We start from the raw sequence: 20,429 nt of genomic DNA on the forward strand, positions 1-20,429 counted from the left end.
ATTTCTATGAGTTTTCTAAAATTACTATTGAATTACCTAGAGTTTGTTCCTAGTTGGATCAAGGAAATTGTTTGGAGAAAAGCATGGCCGCCGATGCCGCCCCCTCTGTTTCGCGTGCGGACAGCCTTCGCCTGTCGCTGATCGCCGCCTCGTCGGGCTTCGGCCAGTCGGCCCTGCTGGCGCTGGTACCGATCGTCACGGAAAGGACGGGCCTGGCGTCGCCACAGATCGGCGCCGTTGCCTTCCTGGGCGCGGCGGTTTTCCTGGTGGCGGCCCCGCTCTGGGGGCATCATGGCGCGGCGTGGCGGATCAGGCCGTTTTTCGCCGGGCTCGCCTGCCTGATGGTTGCAGGCCAGGGTCTGTTCGCGGGCGCGCTTTATGTCGGTGTGCCCGCAGCCGCGCTCGCGCTGCTCCTGGTCTCGCGCCTGCTCTACAGTGTCGGTGCTGCCGGGGTGATGCCACACGCCCAGGCCGCCATCGTGCAGCGTAGCGCTGCCGAGCGCCGGCCGGCCGCGCTTGCCAATCTCAGCGCGGGCCTGAATGTCGGCCGCATCGCCGGTTCCCTGGTGACGCTGGGCGCAGGAGCCGGCGTCATAGTGCCTGTCGTCATGATGGTCGCCAGCCCGCTGCTGCTGCTCTGGGCGCCGAACCTGCCGGTCTCTCCCACGACCGGGAAGAAGAATGAAACCTCGAGCAGGCGCGCCAACATCCGGCGCATCCTGCCGCTGCTCGCCGTCGGTTTTGCGCTGACCTTCGGCTTCGGCCAGATCCAGCTCGTCCTCGGCCTTTTCCTGCAGCATCGCTTCGGCCTCGATGCCGTTGCCGCTGCGGGCCTGGGAGGTGCCACCTATGCCGCGGTTGCGGTCGCCATGATCGCGACGCAGATCCTGCTCGTGCCGCGCCTTGCCTTCCAACTGGGGCGCAACATGCGCTGGGGCGTTGCGGGCTTCGCACTGGGGTGCCTGGCCATCATCCTGGCGCCGCTCCCCTGGCTGGTGCCGGTCGGCGCGGTGTGGGCCGGCATCGGGCTGGCGGTGGCGACGCCCGCTTATACCGCCTGCCTTAGCCAGCGTGTTACGGCGCATCGCCAGGCGGGAGCCGCCGGCTGGCTCGCCAGCACCCACGCTGCCGGACAGGGGTTGGGCGCACTCTGCGGCGGCGCGGCCTTCGCCGTGTCGCCGGAACTGCCCTTCGCCGTGGCCGTCGGCATCGCGGTGATAACCTGCCTCGCCTTGCTGCGCCTGGATGACCGCGCCCAGGATGAGGTGTTCCGGGATGATGCTTCCCGGGATCATGGCGTGGCTCCCTGAGGGCGAGCCACGTTCGCCAGCAGCCGGATGGTGGCGAGAACGGCGATGGCCGAGAGGGCGGTGGCCAGGCCGAAGAGCGCGCCATAGCCCATGAGATCGGCGAGCTTGCCCGAGATCAGCGAGCCCACGAGATAGACCACCATCTGAGCGCAGGCCAGGATGGTGAAGTCGGTGCCGGGCTGGTCCGACGAAGTCACCGTCATGAACAGGCTGTAGAGCGCGACGATCTCCATGTAGCGGATGAATGTCTGGAAGCCGGCGGCGCCGAACAGGGGCCAGGAGCCGGTGACCAGGCCGAGGGCGTGGGCGGCGAAGAGGGCGAAGCACAAGGTGCGCAAGCCGCCGAGCAGGCCGAGTGTGGCGGCGGTGCCGCAGCGCTTGACCAGGAGTGCGGCGATCGCCGATCCGGCGAGGCCCGCCGTCGCCGCCGATATGCCGGAAAGATAGCCGATGCGGTCGAGCGGCACGCCGGCATCGACGAGGTAGGGGCCTTCCATCGCCTTCACCAGGCCCTCGCTCATCCGATAGATCAGCGCGATCCACAGCACGGTGCGGATTTCCGGGCGCCGCAGGAAGGCCATGATGGAGGGCCGCGTCAGCCGGTCGGACGGCGTGGCGGGTGCCTCCCACATGGCGAAGGCGGCGATCAGCGGCAGGGCCGAGAAGGCGGCGATGACCAGGAGCATGCCGGTCCAGCCGACATGGTGGTAGAGCACCAGGCCGAGCGTCCCGCCGATCACCACGCCGAAGGCCACCGAGCCGCCCTGGATGGCATTGCCGATGGGACGGTCCTCCGGTGCCAGATATTTGGCGGCATAGCCGTCGGTGGCGATGTCCTGGGTTGACACCAGCAGCGCGGTGACGAGGCCGATCCCCAGAATGCCGCCGACATGGGTGGGGCCGAGCGGCAGCAGCGCCAGGATGGAGGCGATCACCCCGAACTGGGTGATCACAACCCATCCCGCCCGATGCGCCCGGGCGAAGGGCCTGATGCGGTCGACCAGGGGCGCCCACAGGAATTTCAGCACTAGCGGCAGGAAGAGCAGGCTGAGATAGCCGATCGCCGTGCGCGAGACGCCTGCCTCGCGCATGATGGGGGGCAGGGCGGCGGCGATCAGGTAGGAGGGGATGGCCTGGGCCAAATAGAGGCCGCCCAGCACCGCGAACAGACGCAGCCGGCCGGGCTTGGAGGCTGGGATATCCTGGACGAGCGCGCTCATGCCGTCTCCATATGCTGCGTGATGAAGCGCCTGGCCGCCTGTTCGTCGGAAGTCGCCGTCAGCGGTATCGACCACAGGCGCTGGAAGGTCTCGATCATGCGCGGGTTCGCGTCCGGCCGGACGATGGCGAGGGCGCGGCATTGCCGTTCGAAGCGTTCGCGCGTCGCCTTGAACCAGAGGGCCTGCTCGCGTTCGCCGGCCTGGGAGAGGCCGCCACCGCCGGCGAAGACAGCCAGCAGGGCAAAGGCGCTCTCGTTGCGGCCGATCTCGATCAGGGCGTCGAGATAGGCCCGCTCGTCCCGCTCCTCGTAAGGAGGCAGATAGCGCAGGATCATGAGCGGGCCGTGTTTGTCGAGCTTCACCATGATCAGAATGTCTTGCGATAGCCGAGCGTCACCGTGCGGCCCCAGGAATAAACAGGGAGGTTGCGCACGGAGGTGGCCGTGGGGTTCTGGAAGCGGGTATCGAACAAATTGTCGACGGACACATAGGCTTCGCCGCCCTTCACCGGTGCCGACAGGGCGACGTTCATGGTGGCGCCCGGCTTGATTTTGTAGCGGGTGCCCTTGAGGTCGATCGCCTTGTCGCGGCCGGAGAAGCCCTCGCCCTCCACGCGCACCGACACGCCATTGTCGAAGACGTAGCTGGCATAGAGCGTGCCGCGGAAGGGTGTGGCGATGCGATTGTTCGGCAGCCAGCTGTCGAGCTTGCCGTCCTTGTTGGAATCGTAGCGCCCCTCGCGATAGCCGAGCACGGTGCCGATGGTCAGCTGGTCGGTCCAGGCATATTCGCCGGTGAACTCGCCGCCATAGATGAATTCCTTCTGCTGCGAGATGCTGTTGGAAATGGGGTCGAAGGTCACGCCCTTGCTGGAGGTGGAGATGAAGCCCGTCAGGCTGCCCTTGAAGCGGTCATGGCTGCCGCGGATGCCGAGTTCGTAATTGTTGACGATCTGGGCCTCGGGACTGATGGAGGCGTAGGAAATGCTCGTGCCTGCCGGTAGGCAGTTTGGCCGGGTGAGAGGGCAGGCATAGGCGAGCGACAGGCCGGCACGGCGGGTATAGGCGCCGACATCGGGCAGAGCGAAGCCTTGCGAGAAGCCGCCGAAGATTTCGCTGGTGTCGGTCAGCTTGAAGGTGCCGCCGATGTTGAAGGTCGGCTTCGAATAGCTGAACTTTCCACCGGTGACGCGCAGGGCCGGCAGCACGAAGTCCTGATAGCCACGCGGATCGCGGCTGGAGGCGACGGCGGCATAGGCGGCCGGACGGGTGAAGTCGTCGACGTCGAGGGCGAAATGCTCAAAACGCACGCCGCCGCGTACGGTGAGGCGATCGGTCAGCGGCACCTGCAACTGGCCGAAGGCCGCGGAGGTCACCTGCTGCAGGGGCGTGAAGACATCCTGGCCGTTGGTCAGCGTCTGATGGGTCTTCTCGAGGATGAGATCGCTGCCCCAGGTGAGCTTGGCACCTTCCCAGATGGCATCGAGCGGGGTGTCGATGGTCAGGTTGATGCCGCCGCGATCCGAATAGAGTGTGGTCTGGTTGTCAGGGCTGGTTGGATTAGCGGGGTCGAAGGAGTAATAGACCTGCGAATTGTAGGGGAACGAAAAGGTCGAATAATTGAAGCGCTTCTTGATGTTGTTGTAGAAGCCGACGATGTTGAGGCTGCCGAGGGCGAAGTCCTTGTCGGTGTAGCGAAGCGACAGGGACTTGGTGTCTTCGAGAACGCTTTGCCCCGTATAAGGCTGGAGATAGCTCGGCCGGGCATAGGGACCGGAATAGTCGGTCATGTAGCGTGGCGTCTGGTTGAAATAGTACCAGCCTGCCGAGAATTCGAGCCGCTTGGCGGCGTCGAAGTCATAGCCGAGCTTGGCGAGAAGGTTGACCCGGCCGAAGCGGTCGCCGCCACCCTGGCCCAGCATGGCATCGGACGGCAATTCCCGTCCCGAACCGTCATAGGTGCGCCGACCGAGATAGCCACTGCCGCTCAGGACATAGTCGAGCCCATTCTCGGCCTTGCCGTAGATGCTGGCTGACAGCTCCGGAGCGACCGAATCCACCGCATTCGCCGTGAAGGCACGCAGCGCCGTGTTCACGGTGATGCGGGGCTTGCCGGGCTCGGCCTTCCTGGTGATGAAGTTGACGGTGCCGCCCGTGGCGCCGGCGCCATAGAGGCTGGAGGCGCCGGCCACCATTTCGATGCGTTCGATCGAGTTGAGGTCGATCAGGGACAGGATGCGCGAAACGTCCCGCAGCGGCGTGCCGAGGGGAACGCCGTCGACCAGCACGAGCAGGTCACGGCCGCGATAGCTCTCGGAGGCTCCCGACACCGTCTGGTTGGAAACCGAGAATCCCGGCACCAGCTTGGCCAGAGCCGCCGAGGCGCTGGAGCTTTGCTGGAGCTGCTTGTCGATCTCCTGCCTGTCGATCACCTGCACCGATTGCGGAATATCCGAGACCGATCTTTCGGCGCGGGCGGCGGTAACGGTGACCGGATCGAGCTCAATCGGCTCCTGCTGCGACTGCTGTGCCAGTGCAGGCGAAACAACCGATAGAAACATGGCCGCCGATACGGATATCTTGCGCATGATGAATTTTTTGACCTCCAGCCACTCTCGATCCAAATCTAAGTTATATTTGGCGGTATCAGGCGAATTCCTGTTGTATATTCGTAGTATCTTCCCAGTTTATAACGATTATAATCTGGGAAGAGAAATCATATACTTCTGGATATCCGGCCTTCCGCATTCTATATTGACGAGCGGTCTTACTTGTCGCGTTACATGATTTCTTGGACTTGGGCGCATTGATTGATGGACTGAAGCGAACTGCCGGCGCAGACCACGCCGTTTTGCCGCCCCAGCAGGCCTATGCGGGAAGGCTCAGGCCTGTCTGGCTGCTTGGCCATGGGCTGACGGGCGAGGAACTGGCTCTGGTTGCATTGCGGACCAGCGGCCGCATGGCCTCGCAACGCAGGCTCGGCCCGTCGGACCCGGTCTTGCTCGGCGCCCGGGCATTTCTGCGCCTCGAGCCAGACATCGGCCCCGTCTCCTGCTTTTCCCCTTTCCAAGACCGAGAGCTCGTCCTGGATGCTACCGAACTCGGGGCGGGCGGGGTGCTGTTGCGCCCCTCCAACGGCCGCATGGAGGTGGAGCGGGGCGGGCAGCGCACGGTCGTCTCTGCCAGGGAGGCCATATTCCTGGCGGGCGGCGGGCCAGCCAGTCTGTGGCTACGGCATGTCGACCGTGTCGATTGTCTGGTCCTGGCGCGCGAGCGCATCACCGCGAGCATGCTCGAATGCTCGGCCAGTCTGCGAGTCTTCCCGCAAAACAATGACACGCTGGTCCTGCTCGGCAATTATGGCGCGGCGCTGATGCGGGGCCTGTTGCCGATGAGCGGGCCGGTGCTACTCCAACATGCCTGTGCCTATATGGGCGATCTCGTCGACATTCTGTGCGGCGAGGCCGAAGCTCAGGTGCTCCATACCGTGCAGGATCGTGCAGCCTCGCGGCTGAATGCCATCAAGTCGGATATCGAGGCCCATCTCGACGACCAGGCGCTCAACGCAAGCCAGGTCGCCCTGCGGCACGGCATCAGCACGCGCTATCTCCAGAAGCTGTTCGAAGGAGAAGGCGAGACTTTCTCGGAATTCGTGCTGCAGCGCCGGCTGGACAGGGCAATGCGTCGGTTGCAATCGCCCGACGAGGGCAAGCGTTCGATCAGTGAGATCGCCTTCGATGTCGGCTTCGGCGACCTGTCCTATTTCAACCGCACCTTCCGCAGGCGTTTCGATACCTCACCGCGCCTGGTGCGCGCCAAGCACCGGTCGGTGCTTGCCGAGCCTTTGAGGCCGGAATTGCCGGAGGCGGGCAGCCCCTGATCGCGAACCGTATCGGGGCCGCATCGATATCGGCGGCCCTGCTTCTCGGCACCTTGCTTCAGTGGGCGATGGCCGAGGGCGGCTTCATCCGGGTCATGGTATCGAGGGCGCAGGGGCTGACGGGAGCGATGAACAGCCCGACCCGCGCGAGGGCCTTGGCAAGGGCGGTGGTGGCGTCGAGCGCCCGGTGCAAACCTTCGCTCTTCAGCAGATACGAAGCGGCATGAAGGAGCTGCACCCTGTCGTCGCGTTGCGCTGCATCGACCATGGCGAGTACCAGGCATTCGTCGCGGCACAGGGCACGGCAAGCCGCCGGCCGCCAACCGATCTCGGTATCGGCGGTCGCCCTGAGCGTGCGCACGAAATGATGGAACTCGCCGAACAGCGGCTTGGCGTTTTCCTCAGGCATTTCGCGTGCCAGCCCTTCCCAGGCGATGTCCCAACAGGCGGCATCGCCAGTGGCGTAGCCGGCCATCCAGCAGCGATAGACGGAAAAGAGCAGGTTCTCGGCCGGCGCATCGATGTGATAGCCGACGGGGCGTGCGGCAGCGGGGCTGGGCAGGGTCATGATATCAGTCCTTCAATCCGCGGGGTTCAAGGTCCCGGCATTGGCAACGGCGCGCATAGGAGCATGCCGAACTGATTTGTTCAAGAAAATCTCTTGTTATTTCAATAGTTTATAGGAATTCCAGGGTGGGCAGAGACTCGCCCCACCTTGTGCTGTCCTGAGGGGCAGAGGTTAGCCATTCAGGGTTGCGCCGGCGGACCTCAACTCGCGTTTCTCACGGTTGCGGACCTCGGCCGTCTGCGCGAGGATCCAGTCTCGGAAGACTCTGATCTTGGGCGTCGTGCGCCGCGCTTCGGCATGCACCAGCCAGTAGCCATCGCCATCCGACCCGGTGACGCCGAAGGGCTGGATGAGCTGGCCCTTGTCGAGGAAGGCCGTGTAGAGGTTGCACGTGAGCATCGCCGCGCCCTGGTCGGTGATCGCTGCAGTCGCCTCATAGGCCTGTGTGCCAAAGGTCGGGCCGGGGATCACGCGATCCGGCTCGAATCTGGCTCCTGCTGCCTTGAACCAGACCCCCCACCAGGGATCCTGCGGGCAGCACAGGGGAACCTTGTAGAGGTCCTCGGGTGCGCGGATGCCGCCGACCTTCTCCGCCAGTGCGGGGCTGAGCATCGGCGAATAGTCGGCCTTGAACAGGTAGTGCGCCGACAATCCGGGCCATTTTCCGGCACCGACACGGATGCCGACATCCACGTTTTCGCGAGCGATATCGAGGGAGCGCGATGCAATGTCCATCTTCACGGCCAGATCGGGATACATCAACTGGAATGTTCCAAGCCGGACGGCAAGCCAGTTCGATGCGAAGGTATCGATCGTCGTGACGGAGAGCACTCCAGATGCGCCGCCCTTGGTTGCGAACCAGGCGTCCGACAGCGCCGAGAACGCGTTGGAGACGAGAGGGGCAAGTTGTTCACCGGCCTCGGTCAACGCGATCTGCCTTGTTTTTCTGATAAAAAGCGGTGTTCCAGCGCGTTCTTCGAGAACCTTGATCTGATAGCTAGCGGCTGATTGCGTCATGCCGAGCTCCTCGGCGGCCTTGGTGAAGCTGCCAAGTCGCGCGGCGGCTTCAAAGACTCGAATGGCGCCCAGAGGCGGCAGATCCCAACGCATGATGCATCAATCCAGTTGATGCATACTACGTGACGTTCGATTGGAATCCAAGGCTCGGCGGCGGCAGGATGTTTCCATCGCTCCAACCCGAAAGGACCACGAACATGACGAAACACATCAAGCGCTACAGGCTTTCGATCCTCGACTTTTTCGCCGCACCGTTCCGGTCGCGCGCCCACCGCCTGCTCGATCCCCGCGACCTCTGCGATGACCTGAAGCGCGACCTGGGCCTGGTCGACGGAAACCGGGTTGTCCGGGGTGTCCGCTGGCGCTGACCCGCGCTGCCGACGCGATGTGACAGGATGGGGGAAGGCCCATCCGGAAGAAGAGGGAGGCCATTGTCATGAACAGGACGACCGAGGCGCTCGAACAGTGCCGCCAGACCATCCAATCCTATGAGGGCTGCGCGGATCGCTACTATGCCCGCATTCCCGAAATGCCGAATCTGCGCGACCAGGCGGCATTGCGGCGCACCGCTGAAATGGCAGGACGAGGCAGGTTGATCCTGGAGGTCGGATCGGGGCCCGGCCGCGAGGCGGATTTCCTGGAGACGCTCGGAGTCACGGTGCGCCGAACCGATGCGACCCGCCGGTTCCTCGAGTTGCAGGCCGCTCGCGGCAAGCATGGCGAATTGCTCAACATCGTCACGGACGATCTCGGTGGTCCCTATGATGCCGTCGTCGGCCTATGTGTGCTGATTCACGTTCCCCGCGATCGGATCGATCACGTGCTGGCCAAGGTCGCCGCATCGCTGCGTCCCCGTGCGCCTTTTCTCGTCTCGATGCGCGACGGCGACGGGGAGACCGTCGGGAACTTTCATACGGTCTATTGGCGACGTGATGCGTTTGCCTTGCGGCTCGAACAAGCCGGACTGACCTTGCTGTGGGACGAGTTTTCCATCGACCCGGATGGCGATCTCTGGAACACCTTCCTGGCCGTCAAGTCATGAATCGGGCGCTGCCGGGGTGTCGCAGGGGCTTCGCGGCGTTGACTTTCCCCACGCCCGGGCGCAGACGCGGAGGTTCCCGCGTTTTTTCTCGGTTTGCCTGTGATGCCCAGCCATAAAGTCATCTATGATACCGATCCTGGCGTCGACGACGCCATGGCGCTGTTCTTCCTGCATTACCATCCGGACATCGAGCTCGTTGGCATCACCACCTGCCATGGCAATGCACCGGTCGAGACGACCACCCGCAACGCCCTCTATCTCAAGGAGCGCTTCGGCATCGCAGCGCCGGTGGCGCGCGGGGCGGCGGGGCCGGTGACCGGTGATGACGCCCACCATGCTGCCGTCGTCCACGGTCATAACGGCCTGGGCGAAGTCGAAATTCCCGCGGATATCAAGGCCGAGGCGATCGATACGCCAGCCCATCGCTTCATCATCGAGACCGTGCGCAAGCACCCCGGCGAGATCACGCTGCTGGCGGTCGGACGCATGACCAATCTGGCGCTGGCCCTGCGCGAGGATCCGGAGATCGCCGGCCTGGTTCGCCAGGTGGTGGTGATGGGCGGCGCCTTCGGCTATCGCGGGCACCTGGGCAATGTCACGCCGGCCGCGGAAGCCAATATCCATGGCGATCCGCATGCCGCCGATGAAATGTTCGCCGCGCCCTGGCCTATAGCCGTCATCGGCCTCGACGTCACCCACGAGGTGCTGATGCCGCAGGATTACCTGCGCCGGCTCAGCGAGGAGGCCGGCGAAGTCGGCCGCTTCATCTGGGACATCACGCGCTTCTACGAGAATTTCTATCTCGAGAAGGGCCTCACCGGCATTTCGGTACATGATGCCTCGGCGGCGATCTATCTGGTGGCGCCGGAATTGTTCGAGACCCGCTCGGGGCCGGTCCGAGTGGTATGCGAGGGTCTTGCCTTCGGGCAGACCATCCAGCGGCCTGCCGAGATCGGCTTTCCGCCCAACGACTGGGATGGCCGCCCCAGCCACGCGGTTTGCGTTGAGGTCCAGGCGCAACCCTTGCTTGATCTCTACCGTCAGACCATCTTGCGCGCTGTGTAGGAAGGACCGCGGACATCCTGTCCGCTCAAATCCTTGCTCAGCCAGGCCTCGATACCCTTCGCTGCGGCCACTCCGGTGGCGAAGCAGGCCTGCAGCAAATAGCCGCCGGTCGGCGCTTCCCAATCCAGCATCTCGCCGGCGACGAAGACGCCGGGAGCCTTGCGCAGCATGAGATGGGTATCGACCTCGCCAAGCGCGATACCGCCGGCAGTGGAGATGGCGCGTTCGAGGCCGCGCTGGGCCGTCACCTGCAGGGGAACATGCTTGATCAGGCGGGCCAGGGTAGCAGGATCACGAGGCAAGGCATTGTTCGTGGCTTCGCGCAGGAGGCCGATGGCTGGCGGCGCCAGCTTGGCGGCCTTGCGCAGATAGGTCGAGAGAGACTGGCTGCCCTGTGGCCGGTCGAGCAAGCGAGCCAGCGCCGCTTCGTCGAGATCGGGACGCAGGTCGATGCCGATCTCGGCATGTCCATGCTTGGCGATCGCCGTGCGGACGAAAGGGGAGAGCGCGTAGATCACGCCGCCTTCCAGCCCCTGTTCCGTAATGACGGCCTCGCCGCGGCGCGTAGTGTCGGCAATGGAGACGGCGATGCGCTTGAGCGGTTCGCCGGCCGACTTTTCCATAAAGGCGCGGCTCCAGGCGATCTCGACGCCGCTGTTCGCTGCTGCAAGCTCGGTGACGGCGATACCGCGTCCGCGCAGCAGAGGAGTCCAGCCGCCATCCGAACCAAGCCGCGGCCAGGAGGCGCCCCCGAGAGCGAGCAGGGTCGCGCGGGGCTTGCGGCTGACGGCATCGCCGTCCGGCCCGCGAAAAATGAGCGCTCCTTCATCGTCCCACCCCGTCCAGCAGTGACGGGTGTGCAAGGTCACGCCGAGGTGAGCGAGCCGGGCGAGCCAGGCCCGCAGCAGCGGCGAGGCCTTGAAGCTTTCCGGAAAGATCCGCCCGCTCGAGCCGACGAAGGTCTTCTCGCCCAGCCCCTCCGCCCAGGCGACGAGATCGCTGGGCGCAAAGGCGCGCAGGGTGGACTCGAGGAAGCTTCGTGCGGGACCGTAGCGGGCGAGGAAACGATCGAGATCCTCGCCATGGGTAAGGTTCAGCCCACCTCGGCCAGCCATCAGGAATTTGCGGGCAGGCGAGGGCATACGCTCATAGATGGCCACGCCATGCCCGGCCTCGGCCAGCTTTTCGGCGGCGATTAGGCCCGCTGGCCCGGCGCCAATGATGACGATGTCGCTCAAGTCGGCCACGTCCGTCTTTATTTCCCGTTCGCGTTGTGCTCACTGCCCTCATGGCATTCTCCTTCCGGCAAATCCAATATTTCGTGGCGGTCGCCGAGAACGGGGCGGTGTCCCGCGCCTCGCATGAGCTCTCCATTTCGCAATCGACGGTGACGGAGGCCATCCGCGAACTGGAGGGCAATCTCGGCTTTTCCCTGTTCGACAGGCGTGCCCATGGCGTCGAGCTCACGCTGAAGGGGCACCAGTTCCTGCGCCATGCCCGCAAGATCCTCTCCGAGATCGCCGACGCCCGCCGCGCCTTGCGCTCGGAGACGGCGCCGATCGAGGGGCGCCTCGCCGTCGGGGTGACGCCTCTGGTCGCCGCTTATGTGCTGCCTGACTTGCTCGCCCGTTTCCGCCGGGCATTCCCGCATGTCGCCGTCGAGATCATCGAGGATGGGCGTGATTATCTCGATCATCTGCTGGTCGGTGGGGAACTCGACGTCGCGGTGATGGTAGCGGGCACCGAACGCAGTTCGGCGGCTCTGCATGTCGAGACGATGGAGGCTTCGCCCTATCGCCTCTGGCTGCCGATCGGCCATCGCCTGGCCGAGGCCGAGAGCATCGGCATCGCCGATCTCGCCGAGGAGCCCTTCGTGCTGCTGATGTTGGACGAGATCGCGGAGGCGGCCGAATATGCCTGGCGGCGGGCCGGCGTGCGGCCGCCGGTGGCGATCCGCACCCGTTCGGTGGAGGCCGCCCGCAGCTTGGTGGCGACGGGAGCGGGGGTCGCCATCCTGCCCGATCTCACCTATCGGCCCTGGTCGCTCGAAGGCGACAAGATCGAGGCGCGCGACCTCGCCGAGGAGCTTTTGCCGGTAGAAGTGGTGATCGGCTGGCGGCGCGGTTCGCCGCTGGATGCCATCGCCACGCAATTCGTCGCCGTGGCGCGTACCTATCGGGCCGGACGCGGGCGCTGATTTCTTAGAAAAAGACGCGGCAGCAATGGCTTAAAGCAATGGTCCGCCATCACCCACGCGTGAATTTCAACCGCCTCCACAGCGACGCAAAGCGTCCGACCTCCATGGGATATAGCGAAACGATCCCTTGGTACTGGTATCGATTTTTCCGATATCACCGATCTCCCGAATGGTGTGGCGTGTGTGGCTTTTCCAAGGCATGCTCGCCGCAATCAACAACGCGTCCTGCATCCAAACGGCAACCGGAGGAACGATCAGCATGTCCAAATCTGGCGTGAAAAAGTCTCGATGGCTCAAGTCTCTATCGTTTCTGGCGCTGGCTGGCGTGGCGGCTCTGGCGCTGCCAGCCTTCGCTGCCGAAGTCGGCAAGGGGGAGGGCGAGGTCAATATCGTCGCCTGGGCCGGCTATATCGAGCGCGGTGAAACCGACAAGAATTATGACTGGGTCACCGAGTTCGAAAAGAAGACCAGCTGCAAGGTCAAGGTGAAGGTTGCCGGCACTTCGGACGAGATGGTCACGCTGATGAACCAAGGCGGCTACGACCTCGTCACGGCCTCCGGTGATGCTTCTCTGCGCCTGGTTGCCGGCAAGAAGGTACAGCCCGTCGACACCTCACTCGTTCCAAGCTGGAAGACGGTCGACGAACGCCTCCAGAATGCGCCCTGGTTCACCGTCGAGGGTCAGCATTATGGCGTTCCCTATCAGTGGGGGCCCAATGTGCTGATGTACAACACCGAGGTGTTCAAGGAAGCGCCCAAGAGCTGGAGCGTGGTGTTCGAGCCGCAGAATTTCCCGGACGGCAAGCCCAACAAGGGCCGTATCCAGGCTTATGACGGGCCGATCTACATCGCCGATGCCGCGCTCTATCTCAAGGCCAAGAAGCCGGAACTCGGCATCAAGGATCCCTATGAACTGAACGAGGAGCAATACAAGGCGGTCCTCGATTTGCTGCGCCAGCAGCACCCCCTGGTGCAGCGCTACTGGCACGATGCCAATGTGCAGTCCGACGACTTCAAGAACGAGGGCGTGGTCGCCTCCTCGTCCTGGCCCTTCATGGTGAACCTGCTGCAGGCGGACAAGAAGCCGATCGCCTCCGTTTTCCCCGAGGAAGGAGCGACGGGCTGGGCCGATACCACCATGCTGGCGGCCAACGCCGCCCACCCCAACTGCGCCTATATGTGGCTGGAGCATTCGCTCGAGCCCAAGGTGCAGGGTGACGTCGCCGCCTGGTTCGGTTCGCTTCCGGCGGTGCCCGCGGGTTGCAAGGCCAGCACGCTGCTTGGTGAGAATGGCTGCAAGGCCAATGGCTTCGAGAATTTCGAAAAGATCAGCTTCTGGAAGACGCCAGTCTCCAAATGCGAAAGCCAGGGGACCTGCGTGCCTTATCATCGCTGGGCCAGCGACTACATCGCTATCATTGGTGGACAATAAGGGGTGGCGGGTTTTATCCGCTCCATCGGCTAGGGCGCGCGCGTCCGGCGCTTTCAAGACAGGGCGCGGAAATCCTTCCCCGGTTTCGGGGAAGTCGCACGCACAACTTGTGTACGCTGGGACCGGTGGAGCTGGGCCGGATGGAGGCGGGTGGCGCGACTTCGCCGCTCTGTCGTCCGCCGGACGCGACTCTACCCTACCCCTTCCGCCGCCGCTGCACGGCGCCATCTTCCCCGAAACCGGGGAAGGATAGTCGTGCCCTTTTCGGTACGGCTGGGGTGCTCGTCACATTCTGCGACGCATCCAGGATCCACTTTGCAAGAACCCACTTTGCAAGCATCGGGACGCCCCATGGCTGAGCCAAGCACCATACCCGCCGTTTCCTTCCGAGGCGTCGAGCGTCATTTCGGCGCCGTCAAGGCCGTCGACGGTGTCAATCTCGACATTGCGCCGGGTGAGTTCTTCGCCATGCTCGGCCCTTCGGGGTCCGGCAAGACGACGTGTCTGAGGCTTATCGCTGGTTTCGAACAGCCTACGGCCGGCCATATCGAGATCTTCGGCGAGCATGTGGAAGGCATGCCGGCCTATCGCCGGCCAGTGAACACCGTCTTCCAGGATTATGCCCTGTTTCCCCATCTCAACATTCTCGACAATGTCTGTTACGGCCTGATGATCCGCGGCATCGGCAGGCAGGAACGCTATCGACAGGGGCGCGAGGCCCTCGCCATGGTCAAGCTCGCCGGCAAGGAGGATCGCAAGCCCGGACAGCTGTCGGGCGGCCAGCGTCAGCGGGTCGCGCTGGCTCGCGCGCTGGTGGTTCGTCCGAAGGTGCTGTTGCTCGACGAGCCGCTCGGCGCGCTCGACCTCAAGCTGCGCGAAGAGATGCAAAGCGAGCTCAAATCGCTGCAGCGTTCGCTCGGCCTCAGCTTCGTGTTCGTCACCCATGACCAAAGCGAGGCGCTGTCCATGGCCGACCGGGTCGCCGTCTTCAACGATGGCCGCATCGCCCAGGTCGGCAGCCCGCAGGAAATCTATGAGCGGCCGAGCAACCGCTTCGTCGCCGATTTCGTCGGCAGCTCCAATGTGATCGAACCGGCGCAAACCAAGGCCTGGCTCGGTATCGACAAGCCCGCCAGCCTGAGGCCGGAGAAGATCGGTCTGCTTGTCGACGGGACAAGTCCAGCGGCCGACACCGTCACCATCACCGGCACGATCACCCAGATCCTCTATCATGGTGCCGTCAACCGCGTGGAACTGGCGGCCGAGACCGGTGGCCGGCTGATCGCAGCCATTCCGGCTTCAGCGACGGCCGGGATGCCGGCCCAAGGAGCGACCGTCCGGCTGAATTTCTCCGCTCAAGCCCTGCATGTGATGGAGGGCGCATGAGCACGCCAGTCACCATCGCGGCCCCTGCCGACGGACTGTTGCGACGTTTTTCCGACCTGCTGGTCAGGCGGCGCGGGCTCTATCTCATGCTGTTGCTGGTGCCACCCCTGCTGTGGCTCGGCGTCGTCTATCTCGGCTCGCTCTTCATGCTCTTGATGGAGAGCTTCTATTCCATCGACGATTTCTCCGGCGTGGTGGTGCGCGAGCCGACCCTGAGCACCTATGGCCAGCTGTTCTCGCCAGCCAATTTCAGCATCATCATGCGCACGCTTTCCGTCTCGGCGGTGGTGACGGTGCTGTCGGCGATAATTGCCTTTCCGATCGCCTATTATGCTGCCCGCTACGCCAGGGGGCGGATGAAGGCCGCCTTCTATCTGGCGGTGATGATGCCGCTGTGGTCGAGCTATCTCGTCAAGGTCTATGCCTGGAAATTGCTGCTCGCCAAGGAAGGCATCGTCGGCTGGGCCATGAACGGGATCGGCCTCGGCCGTTTGCTCGAAGCCTGGCTGGCACTGCCCGTGGTCGGCGGCCCCTCCCTGTCGGTAAGCTATACCGGCATGATCCTGGTGTTCCTCTATCTGTGGACGCCTTTCATGATCCTGCCGCTGCAGGCGGCGCTGGAGCGGGTGCCAGCCACGCTGATCGAGGCCTCCGGTGATCTCGGTGCCAGCCCGGGGCAGACATTCCGCAAGGTGATCTGGCCGCTGGCCTTTCCGGGCTTGGTGGCGGGCGCGATCTTCACCTTCTCCCTGACGCTGGGCGATTACATCGTGCCGCAGATCGTCGGGCCCTCATCGCTCATCCTCGGGCAGGTCGTCTATGTCCAGCAGGGCACGGCCGGCAACATTCCGCTCGCCGCAGCTTTTTCCGTGGTCCCGGTGGTGATCATGGCGGTGTTCCTGACCGTCGCCAAGCGATTGGGAGCCTTCGATGCGCTGTGATCTCCGACAAGTCCGCGAGGCAGGCTGCCATGACTGAGAATCGTGCTTCCTTCGGCCTGCGCGTTGCCGCCGGCGCTTCGCTCGCCTTCCTCATCGTCCCGCTGGTCTTCATCATCCTCTATGCCTTCACCACGGAAGAAAACAGCTATCAGTTTCCCCCGCCGGGCCTGACGCTGAAATGGTTCGGTGTGGCCTGGGAGCGCCCGGATGTCTGGGCGGCGTTGTCGCTCTCCGTCCGGGTGGGGCTGCTTTCCACCCTGCTGGCGATCATTCTCGGCACGCTGGCGGCGGCGGCGCTCTCGCGCACCCGCTTCTTCGGCCGGGAGTCGATCTCCCTGCTGCTGATCCTGCCGATCGCCTTGCCGGGCATCATCACCGGCATGGCCCTGCGCACGGCCTTTCACGAAGGTGGCATTCCTTTTTCCTATTGGACCATCGTGCTCGGCCACGCCACCTTCTGTATCGTGGTTGTCTACAACAATGCGGTCGCCCGTTTCCGCCGGCTGTCGCCCTCGCTGATGGAGGCGTCCATGGATCTGGGAGCCGACGGTTTCCAGACCTTCCGCCATGTGGTGCTGCCCTCGATCGGCACCGCCTTGCTGGCGGGCGGCATGCTTGCCTTCGCTCTGTCCTTTGACGAAGTGATCGTCACCACCTTCACCTCCGGCCAGCAGCAGACCCTGCCGATCTGGATGTTCGAGCAATTGATCCGGCCGCGCCAGCGACCGGTCACCAATGTCGTCGCCGTCATCGTCATCCTGGTCACCGCCATACCCATTCTCGCGGCCTATTACCTGACCCGCGAGGGCGAGAACGTCGCCGGTTCGGGGAAATAGGTACAGGCCCCGATTGCAAGCGATGGGGCGCCGCGGCAGCCATGCGCCCCATCAGGATCACTTCCCGTAGGAGGGCGAGGCATGGTGCATGCCGCCCTCAGCCCTGCCTTCACATCCGCCCTGACCCAAGGAGATTGCCATGCTCGACACCAAAATGCTGATCGGGTCGAAATTCGTGCCCGGCACCGAGGCACCGGAGAAAGTGCTCAATCCCAAGACGGAGGAGACGCTGATCGATCTTCCCGAGGCCTCCGTCGAGCAGGTCGACGAGGCGGTGGAGGCGGCGGCCACGGCCTTCGCCGGCTGGTCGCGCACCACGCCGGCCGAGCGGTCGGCTCTCCTGCTCAAGCTTGCCGATGCGATCGAGAAGGATGCGGAGGCCTATGCCACGCTCGAGGCGCTCAATTGCGGCAAGCCGCGCATCCGCGTGCTGCAGGACGAGATACCCGGCGTCGTCGATTGCTTCCGCTTCTTCGCCGGCGCCGTGCGCAACATGCACGGGCTGGTGGCCGGCGAATATCTGGCTGGACACACCTCGATGATCCGGCGCGATGCCGTCGGCGTGGTCGGCTCGATCGCGCCCTGGAACTATCCCCTGATGATGGCGGCCTGGAAGCTGGCACCGGCGCTGGCGGGCGGCAATACCATCGTGATCAAGCCCTCCGAGCAGACGCCGTTGACGCTGCTCAAGCTCGCTGCCAGCATTGCCGAGATCTTCCCGGAAGGCGTGGTGAATGTGGTGGTTGGACGCGGCGAGAGTGTCGGCAATGCCCTGATCCATCATCCCAAGGTCTCGATGGTTTCGCTGACCGGCGACATCGCCACAGGCAAGAAGGTGCTGCAGGCCGCCGCCAAGACGGTCAAGCGTACCCATCTCGAACTCGGCGGCAAGGCGCCGGTGATCGTGTTCGACGATGCCGATCTCGAGGCCGTGGTCGAGGGCGTCAAGCTGTTCGGCTACTACAACGCCGGCCAGGACTGCACCGCCGCCTGCCGCATCTATGCCGGCAGCAAGATCTACGACAATCTGGTCGCTGATCTTGCCGGCGCGGTGAAGAGCCTCAAATACAACCAGGCCAATGACGATGAGAACGACATCGGCCCGCTGATTTCCGCGCGCCAGCGTTCGCGCGTCGCCTCCTTCGTCGAGCGGGCTACCGAGCACAAGCATATCGAGATCGCCACCGGCGGCCATCAAGCGGCCGGCAAGGGCTTCTTCTACGAACCCACCGTGGTCGCCGGGGCCCTGCAGAGCGACGAGATCGTGCGTCGCGAGGTGTTCGGGCCGGTGGTCTCGGTGACACGCTTCGACGATGTCGAGGAAGCCCTGGGCTGGGCCAATGATTCCGACTACGGCCTGGCGTCCTCGGTCTGGACGCGCGACCTTTCCAGGGGCATGCAGATGGCCTCGCGCCTGCAATATGGCTGCACCTGGGTGAACTGCCACTTCATGCTGGTGAGCGAGATGCCGCATGGCGGCGTCAAGTCCTCCGGCTATGGCAAGGACCTGTCGATGTATGCCCTGGAGGACTACACTGTGGCACGCCACGTCATGGTCAAGATGGGCTGATTCCGGACGCGAGACCGTCGGGCGCTAGACCGTTTCGCAAGCAAAGCAAGGATGGGTCTTGCATTCCGCCAAGGCCCATCCTTTCGTTTTGGACAGCAATGCCGAGTTCGGGCATGGTCTGGTGTTGTGCGTGGAACAGCCCGCGCAAGCCATTGATTTCATCATGTCATTTCATGAACGAGGTGATTGCCATGAAGCTTGCGAAGAAGCTTGCCTCGGCCGCGCTGTTGGTCTGCGCTCTGCTGGCGGCGCCGGCAATGACCAAGGCCAACGCGGCCGCTGTCGAGCCGATCTGGCAGGTCTGCCGGGCTATCGGGAAGGATCCAGCCGCTAGCGTCAAGGCCTGTACCCGATTCCTCGATTTGCCCGAGGGAAAGCTCAAGCAGTTTCGCACCTATGCCTTTTCCAATCGTGGCAACGCCTATGTCAGCCTGCAGCGTTATGATGAGGCGCTGGCCGATCTGAACGAGGCGCTGCGTCTCGATGCCGGGAACGAGACCGCCTATGTCGGTCGCGGCAACGTCCATTTCTGGCGCGGCGAAAACGATCTCGCCCTCAAGGATTTCGCGCTGGCCATCAAGCTCGATCCGCGCGATGCCAATCCCCAACACGGCCGCGGCAATGTCTATTTCAACCAGGGCCGCTACGAGGAGGCGATCAAGAGCTACAGCGAGGCGATCCGCATCAATCCGAAATTCTTCAACGCCTATAGCGGCCGCGCGAACGTCTATGCCGAACTCAAGCAGACCGATAGGGCGATCTCGGATCTCTCCCAGGCGCTCAAGCTCAATCCGAGCTATGTCAATGCGCTCGTCAATCGCGGCAACAACTATATGAGCGGCAAGCGTTTCGACGAAGCGATTGCCGACTACGACAGGGCCCTGGCCCTCAAGCCGGAGACCATCCTTGCCTTGAGCGGGCGGGCCGGCGCCTATGGCTTGAAGAAGGATTATGAGCGCTCGGTCGCCGATTTCACCAAGGCGCTGGAGCTCGATCCGTCCTATCTGAACGCGCGCTATGGCAGGGGGCAGGCCTATAAGGAGTTGGGCAAGCTCGATCTGGCCGCGGCGGATTTCCGCAACATTCTTGCCCAGAAATCTGATTTCCTGAATACGCGCGACCTGTTGGCCGACGTCGAAAAGGCCGGTGCTGCGGCGTCCGTTCCCTCACCGGGCACCAATGCGGCACCTGCGGCCGGCGCGCTCGCCGCCATCAAGGCACAGCGCCGCGTCGCTTTGGTGATCGGCAACGGCGCCTATCCGCAGGCGGCTCTTGCCAATCCCCACAATGATGCCGCCGATGTCAGTGCCCGCTTGCAGCAGCTCGGCTTCGACGTGGTGACGGGCTATGATCTCACCCTGTCGGGCTTTTCCGACACGGTGAACCGGTTCGTCGCCAAGGCGCAGGGCGCCGATGTCGCCGTCTTCTATTATTCTGGCCATGCCATGCAGGTGGATGGCGAGAATTGGCTGCTGCCCGTCGATACCAGGGTGCGCAGCCTGTTCGACGTCCAGCAGTTCAACGTGTCGTTGCAGCGTCTGCTGCACACCGTGGATTCGCAGGCCAAGACCACGCTGGTCTTCCTGGATGGCTGCCGCAACAATCCGTTCGCCGACGCCCTCAAGGCCCAGCTCAAGGCGCAGAATCGTGCCTATGCCGAGACGCGCGGCCTTGCCCGCCTCACCGTCGATTCGCCCGATACGCTCGTGGTGTTCGCCACCCAGCCCAATGACGTGGCCGCCGACGGCACTGGGCGAAACAGCCCCTTTACGCAGGCCTTCCTTGCCAATGTCGGTGCGCCGGGCGTCGAGGTCGAGACGCTGATGAAAAGAGTGACGGCCGATGTGAAGGCAGCGACGGGAGACAAGCAGCGTCCCGAACGTCTGTCGGGCCTGACCACGGAATTCTACTTCGTCCCGCCAAATTAATGTGCGTTGCCGTCGTACAACTTGCCCACCGCGACAAT

At 63.9% G+C, this 20,429-nt stretch carries 18 protein-coding genes; 12 read left to right on the forward strand and 6 right to left on the reverse strand.

The window, feature by feature from the left end; translation table 11 throughout:
- The first annotated feature begins 83 nt into the window (after nt 1-83).
- The gene (locus ACR9ZN_RS08580) at nt 84-1,310 is read left to right on the forward strand and encodes an MFS transporter (protein WP_481271898.1); all 1,227 of its coding nucleotides are present in this window, start codon (nt 84-86) and stop codon (nt 1,308-1,310) included.
- Here ACR9ZN_RS08580 and ACR9ZN_RS08585 read toward each other — a convergent pair.
- From ACR9ZN_RS08585 to ACR9ZN_RS08595, 3 genes are read right to left on the reverse strand one after another with little or no spacing between them, the layout of a single operon-like run.
- Nucleotides 1,292-2,530, reverse strand: a complete 1,239-nt coding sequence (locus ACR9ZN_RS08585; protein ID WP_454819070.1) for an MFS transporter — start codon at nt 2,528-2,530, stop codon at nt 1,292-1,294. The genes ACR9ZN_RS08580 and ACR9ZN_RS08585 overlap by 19 nt on opposite strands.
- Nucleotides 2,527-2,895 carry a hypothetical protein gene (locus ACR9ZN_RS08590; protein WP_434959810.1) on the reverse strand — a complete coding sequence of 123 codons (369 nt, stop codon included), beginning with the start codon at nt 2,893-2,895 and terminating at the stop codon, nt 2,527-2,529. Before ACR9ZN_RS08590 ends, ACR9ZN_RS08585 begins: the two co-directional genes overlap by 4 nt.
- Nucleotides 2,896-2,897: 2 nt before the next feature.
- Entirely contained in the window at nt 2,898-5,117 is a 2,220-nt protein-coding gene (locus ACR9ZN_RS08595; RefSeq protein ID WP_481271899.1) for a TonB-dependent receptor, read from the reverse strand.
- A gap of 209 nt (nt 5,118-5,326) precedes the next feature.
- Here ACR9ZN_RS08595 and ACR9ZN_RS08600 point away from each other — a divergent pair, with 209 nt between their 5' ends.
- On the forward strand, nt 5,327-6,409 hold the full coding sequence (locus tag ACR9ZN_RS08600; protein WP_454819064.1) for a helix-turn-helix transcriptional regulator: 1,083 nt from the start codon (nt 5,327-5,329) through the stop codon (nt 6,407-6,409).
- A 58-nt stretch (nt 6,410-6,467) separates the two neighbouring features.
- Here the strand turns inward: ACR9ZN_RS08600 and ACR9ZN_RS08605 are convergent, their stop codons facing one another.
- Nucleotides 6,468-6,977 carry a hypothetical protein gene (locus ACR9ZN_RS08605; protein ID WP_434959807.1) on the reverse strand — a complete coding sequence of 170 codons (510 nt, stop codon included), beginning with the start codon at nt 6,975-6,977 and terminating at the stop codon, nt 6,468-6,470.
- Nucleotides 6,978-7,148: 171 nt separating this feature from the next.
- A complete protein-coding gene (locus ACR9ZN_RS08610) occupies nt 7,149-8,087 on the reverse strand; it encodes a LysR family transcriptional regulator (protein WP_481271900.1) in 939 nt (312 codons plus the stop codon).
- A gap of 104 nt (nt 8,088-8,191) precedes the next feature.
- Here ACR9ZN_RS08610 and ACR9ZN_RS08615 point away from each other — a divergent pair, with 104 nt between their 5' ends.
- From ACR9ZN_RS08615 to ACR9ZN_RS08625, 3 genes are all read left to right on the forward strand, one after another.
- Nucleotides 8,192-8,362 (forward strand): hypothetical protein, encoded by a 171-nt coding sequence (locus ACR9ZN_RS08615; RefSeq protein ID WP_481271901.1) that lies wholly within the window; start codon nt 8,192-8,194, stop codon nt 8,360-8,362.
- Nucleotides 8,363-8,430: 68 nt separating this feature from the next.
- Nucleotides 8,431-9,036, forward strand: a complete 606-nt coding sequence (locus ACR9ZN_RS08620; protein ID WP_481271902.1) for a methyltransferase — start codon at nt 8,431-8,433, stop codon at nt 9,034-9,036.
- A 102-nt stretch (nt 9,037-9,138) separates the two neighbouring features.
- Entirely contained in the window at nt 9,139-10,101 is a 963-nt protein-coding gene (locus tag ACR9ZN_RS08625; RefSeq protein ID WP_481271903.1) for a nucleoside hydrolase, read from the forward strand.
- Here ACR9ZN_RS08625 and ACR9ZN_RS08630 read toward each other — a convergent pair.
- The gene (locus ACR9ZN_RS08630) at nt 10,077-11,348 is read right to left on the reverse strand and encodes a BaiN/RdsA family NAD(P)/FAD-dependent oxidoreductase (RefSeq protein WP_481271904.1); all 1,272 of its coding nucleotides are present in this window, start codon (nt 11,346-11,348) and stop codon (nt 10,077-10,079) included. The genes ACR9ZN_RS08625 and ACR9ZN_RS08630 overlap by 25 nt on opposite strands.
- Before the next feature lie 41 nt (nt 11,349-11,389).
- Here ACR9ZN_RS08630 and ACR9ZN_RS08635 point away from each other — a divergent pair, with 41 nt between their 5' ends.
- From ACR9ZN_RS08635 to ACR9ZN_RS08665, 7 genes are all read left to right on the forward strand, one after another.
- Nucleotides 11,390-12,298, forward strand: a complete 909-nt coding sequence (locus ACR9ZN_RS08635) for a LysR substrate-binding domain-containing protein (RefSeq protein ID WP_481271905.1) — start codon at nt 11,390-11,392, stop codon at nt 12,296-12,298.
- 259 nt (nt 12,299-12,557) lie between these two features.
- On the forward strand, nt 12,558-13,730 hold the full coding sequence (locus ACR9ZN_RS08640) for an ABC transporter substrate-binding protein (RefSeq protein WP_481271906.1): 1,173 nt from the start codon (nt 12,558-12,560) through the stop codon (nt 13,728-13,730).
- A gap of 351 nt (nt 13,731-14,081) precedes the next feature.
- A complete protein-coding gene (locus tag ACR9ZN_RS08645) occupies nt 14,082-15,116 on the forward strand; it encodes an ABC transporter ATP-binding protein (RefSeq protein WP_481271907.1) in 1,035 nt (344 codons plus the stop codon).
- Nucleotides 15,113-16,057, forward strand: a complete 945-nt coding sequence (locus ACR9ZN_RS08650) for an ABC transporter permease (RefSeq protein ID WP_434959798.1) — start codon at nt 15,113-15,115, stop codon at nt 16,055-16,057. The genes ACR9ZN_RS08645 and ACR9ZN_RS08650 overlap by 4 nt, the downstream gene beginning before the upstream one ends.
- Before the next feature lie 29 nt (nt 16,058-16,086).
- Nucleotides 16,087-16,893 (forward strand): ABC transporter permease, encoded by an 807-nt coding sequence (locus ACR9ZN_RS08655; RefSeq protein WP_434959797.1) that lies wholly within the window; start codon nt 16,087-16,089, stop codon nt 16,891-16,893.
- Between the two features lie 139 nt (nt 16,894-17,032).
- Nucleotides 17,033-18,463: a gamma-aminobutyraldehyde dehydrogenase gene (locus tag ACR9ZN_RS08660; protein ID WP_434959796.1), complete on the forward strand. Its 1,431-nt coding sequence runs from the start codon at nt 17,033-17,035 to the stop codon at nt 18,461-18,463.
- Between the two features lie 191 nt (nt 18,464-18,654).
- A complete protein-coding gene (locus tag ACR9ZN_RS08665; protein WP_481271908.1) occupies nt 18,655-20,391 on the forward strand; it encodes a tetratricopeptide repeat protein in 1,737 nt (578 codons plus the stop codon).
- The last annotated feature ends 38 nt before the right edge of the window (nt 20,392-20,429 follow it).

The organism is Labrys sp. HAY1-8F (assembly GCF_056754975.1).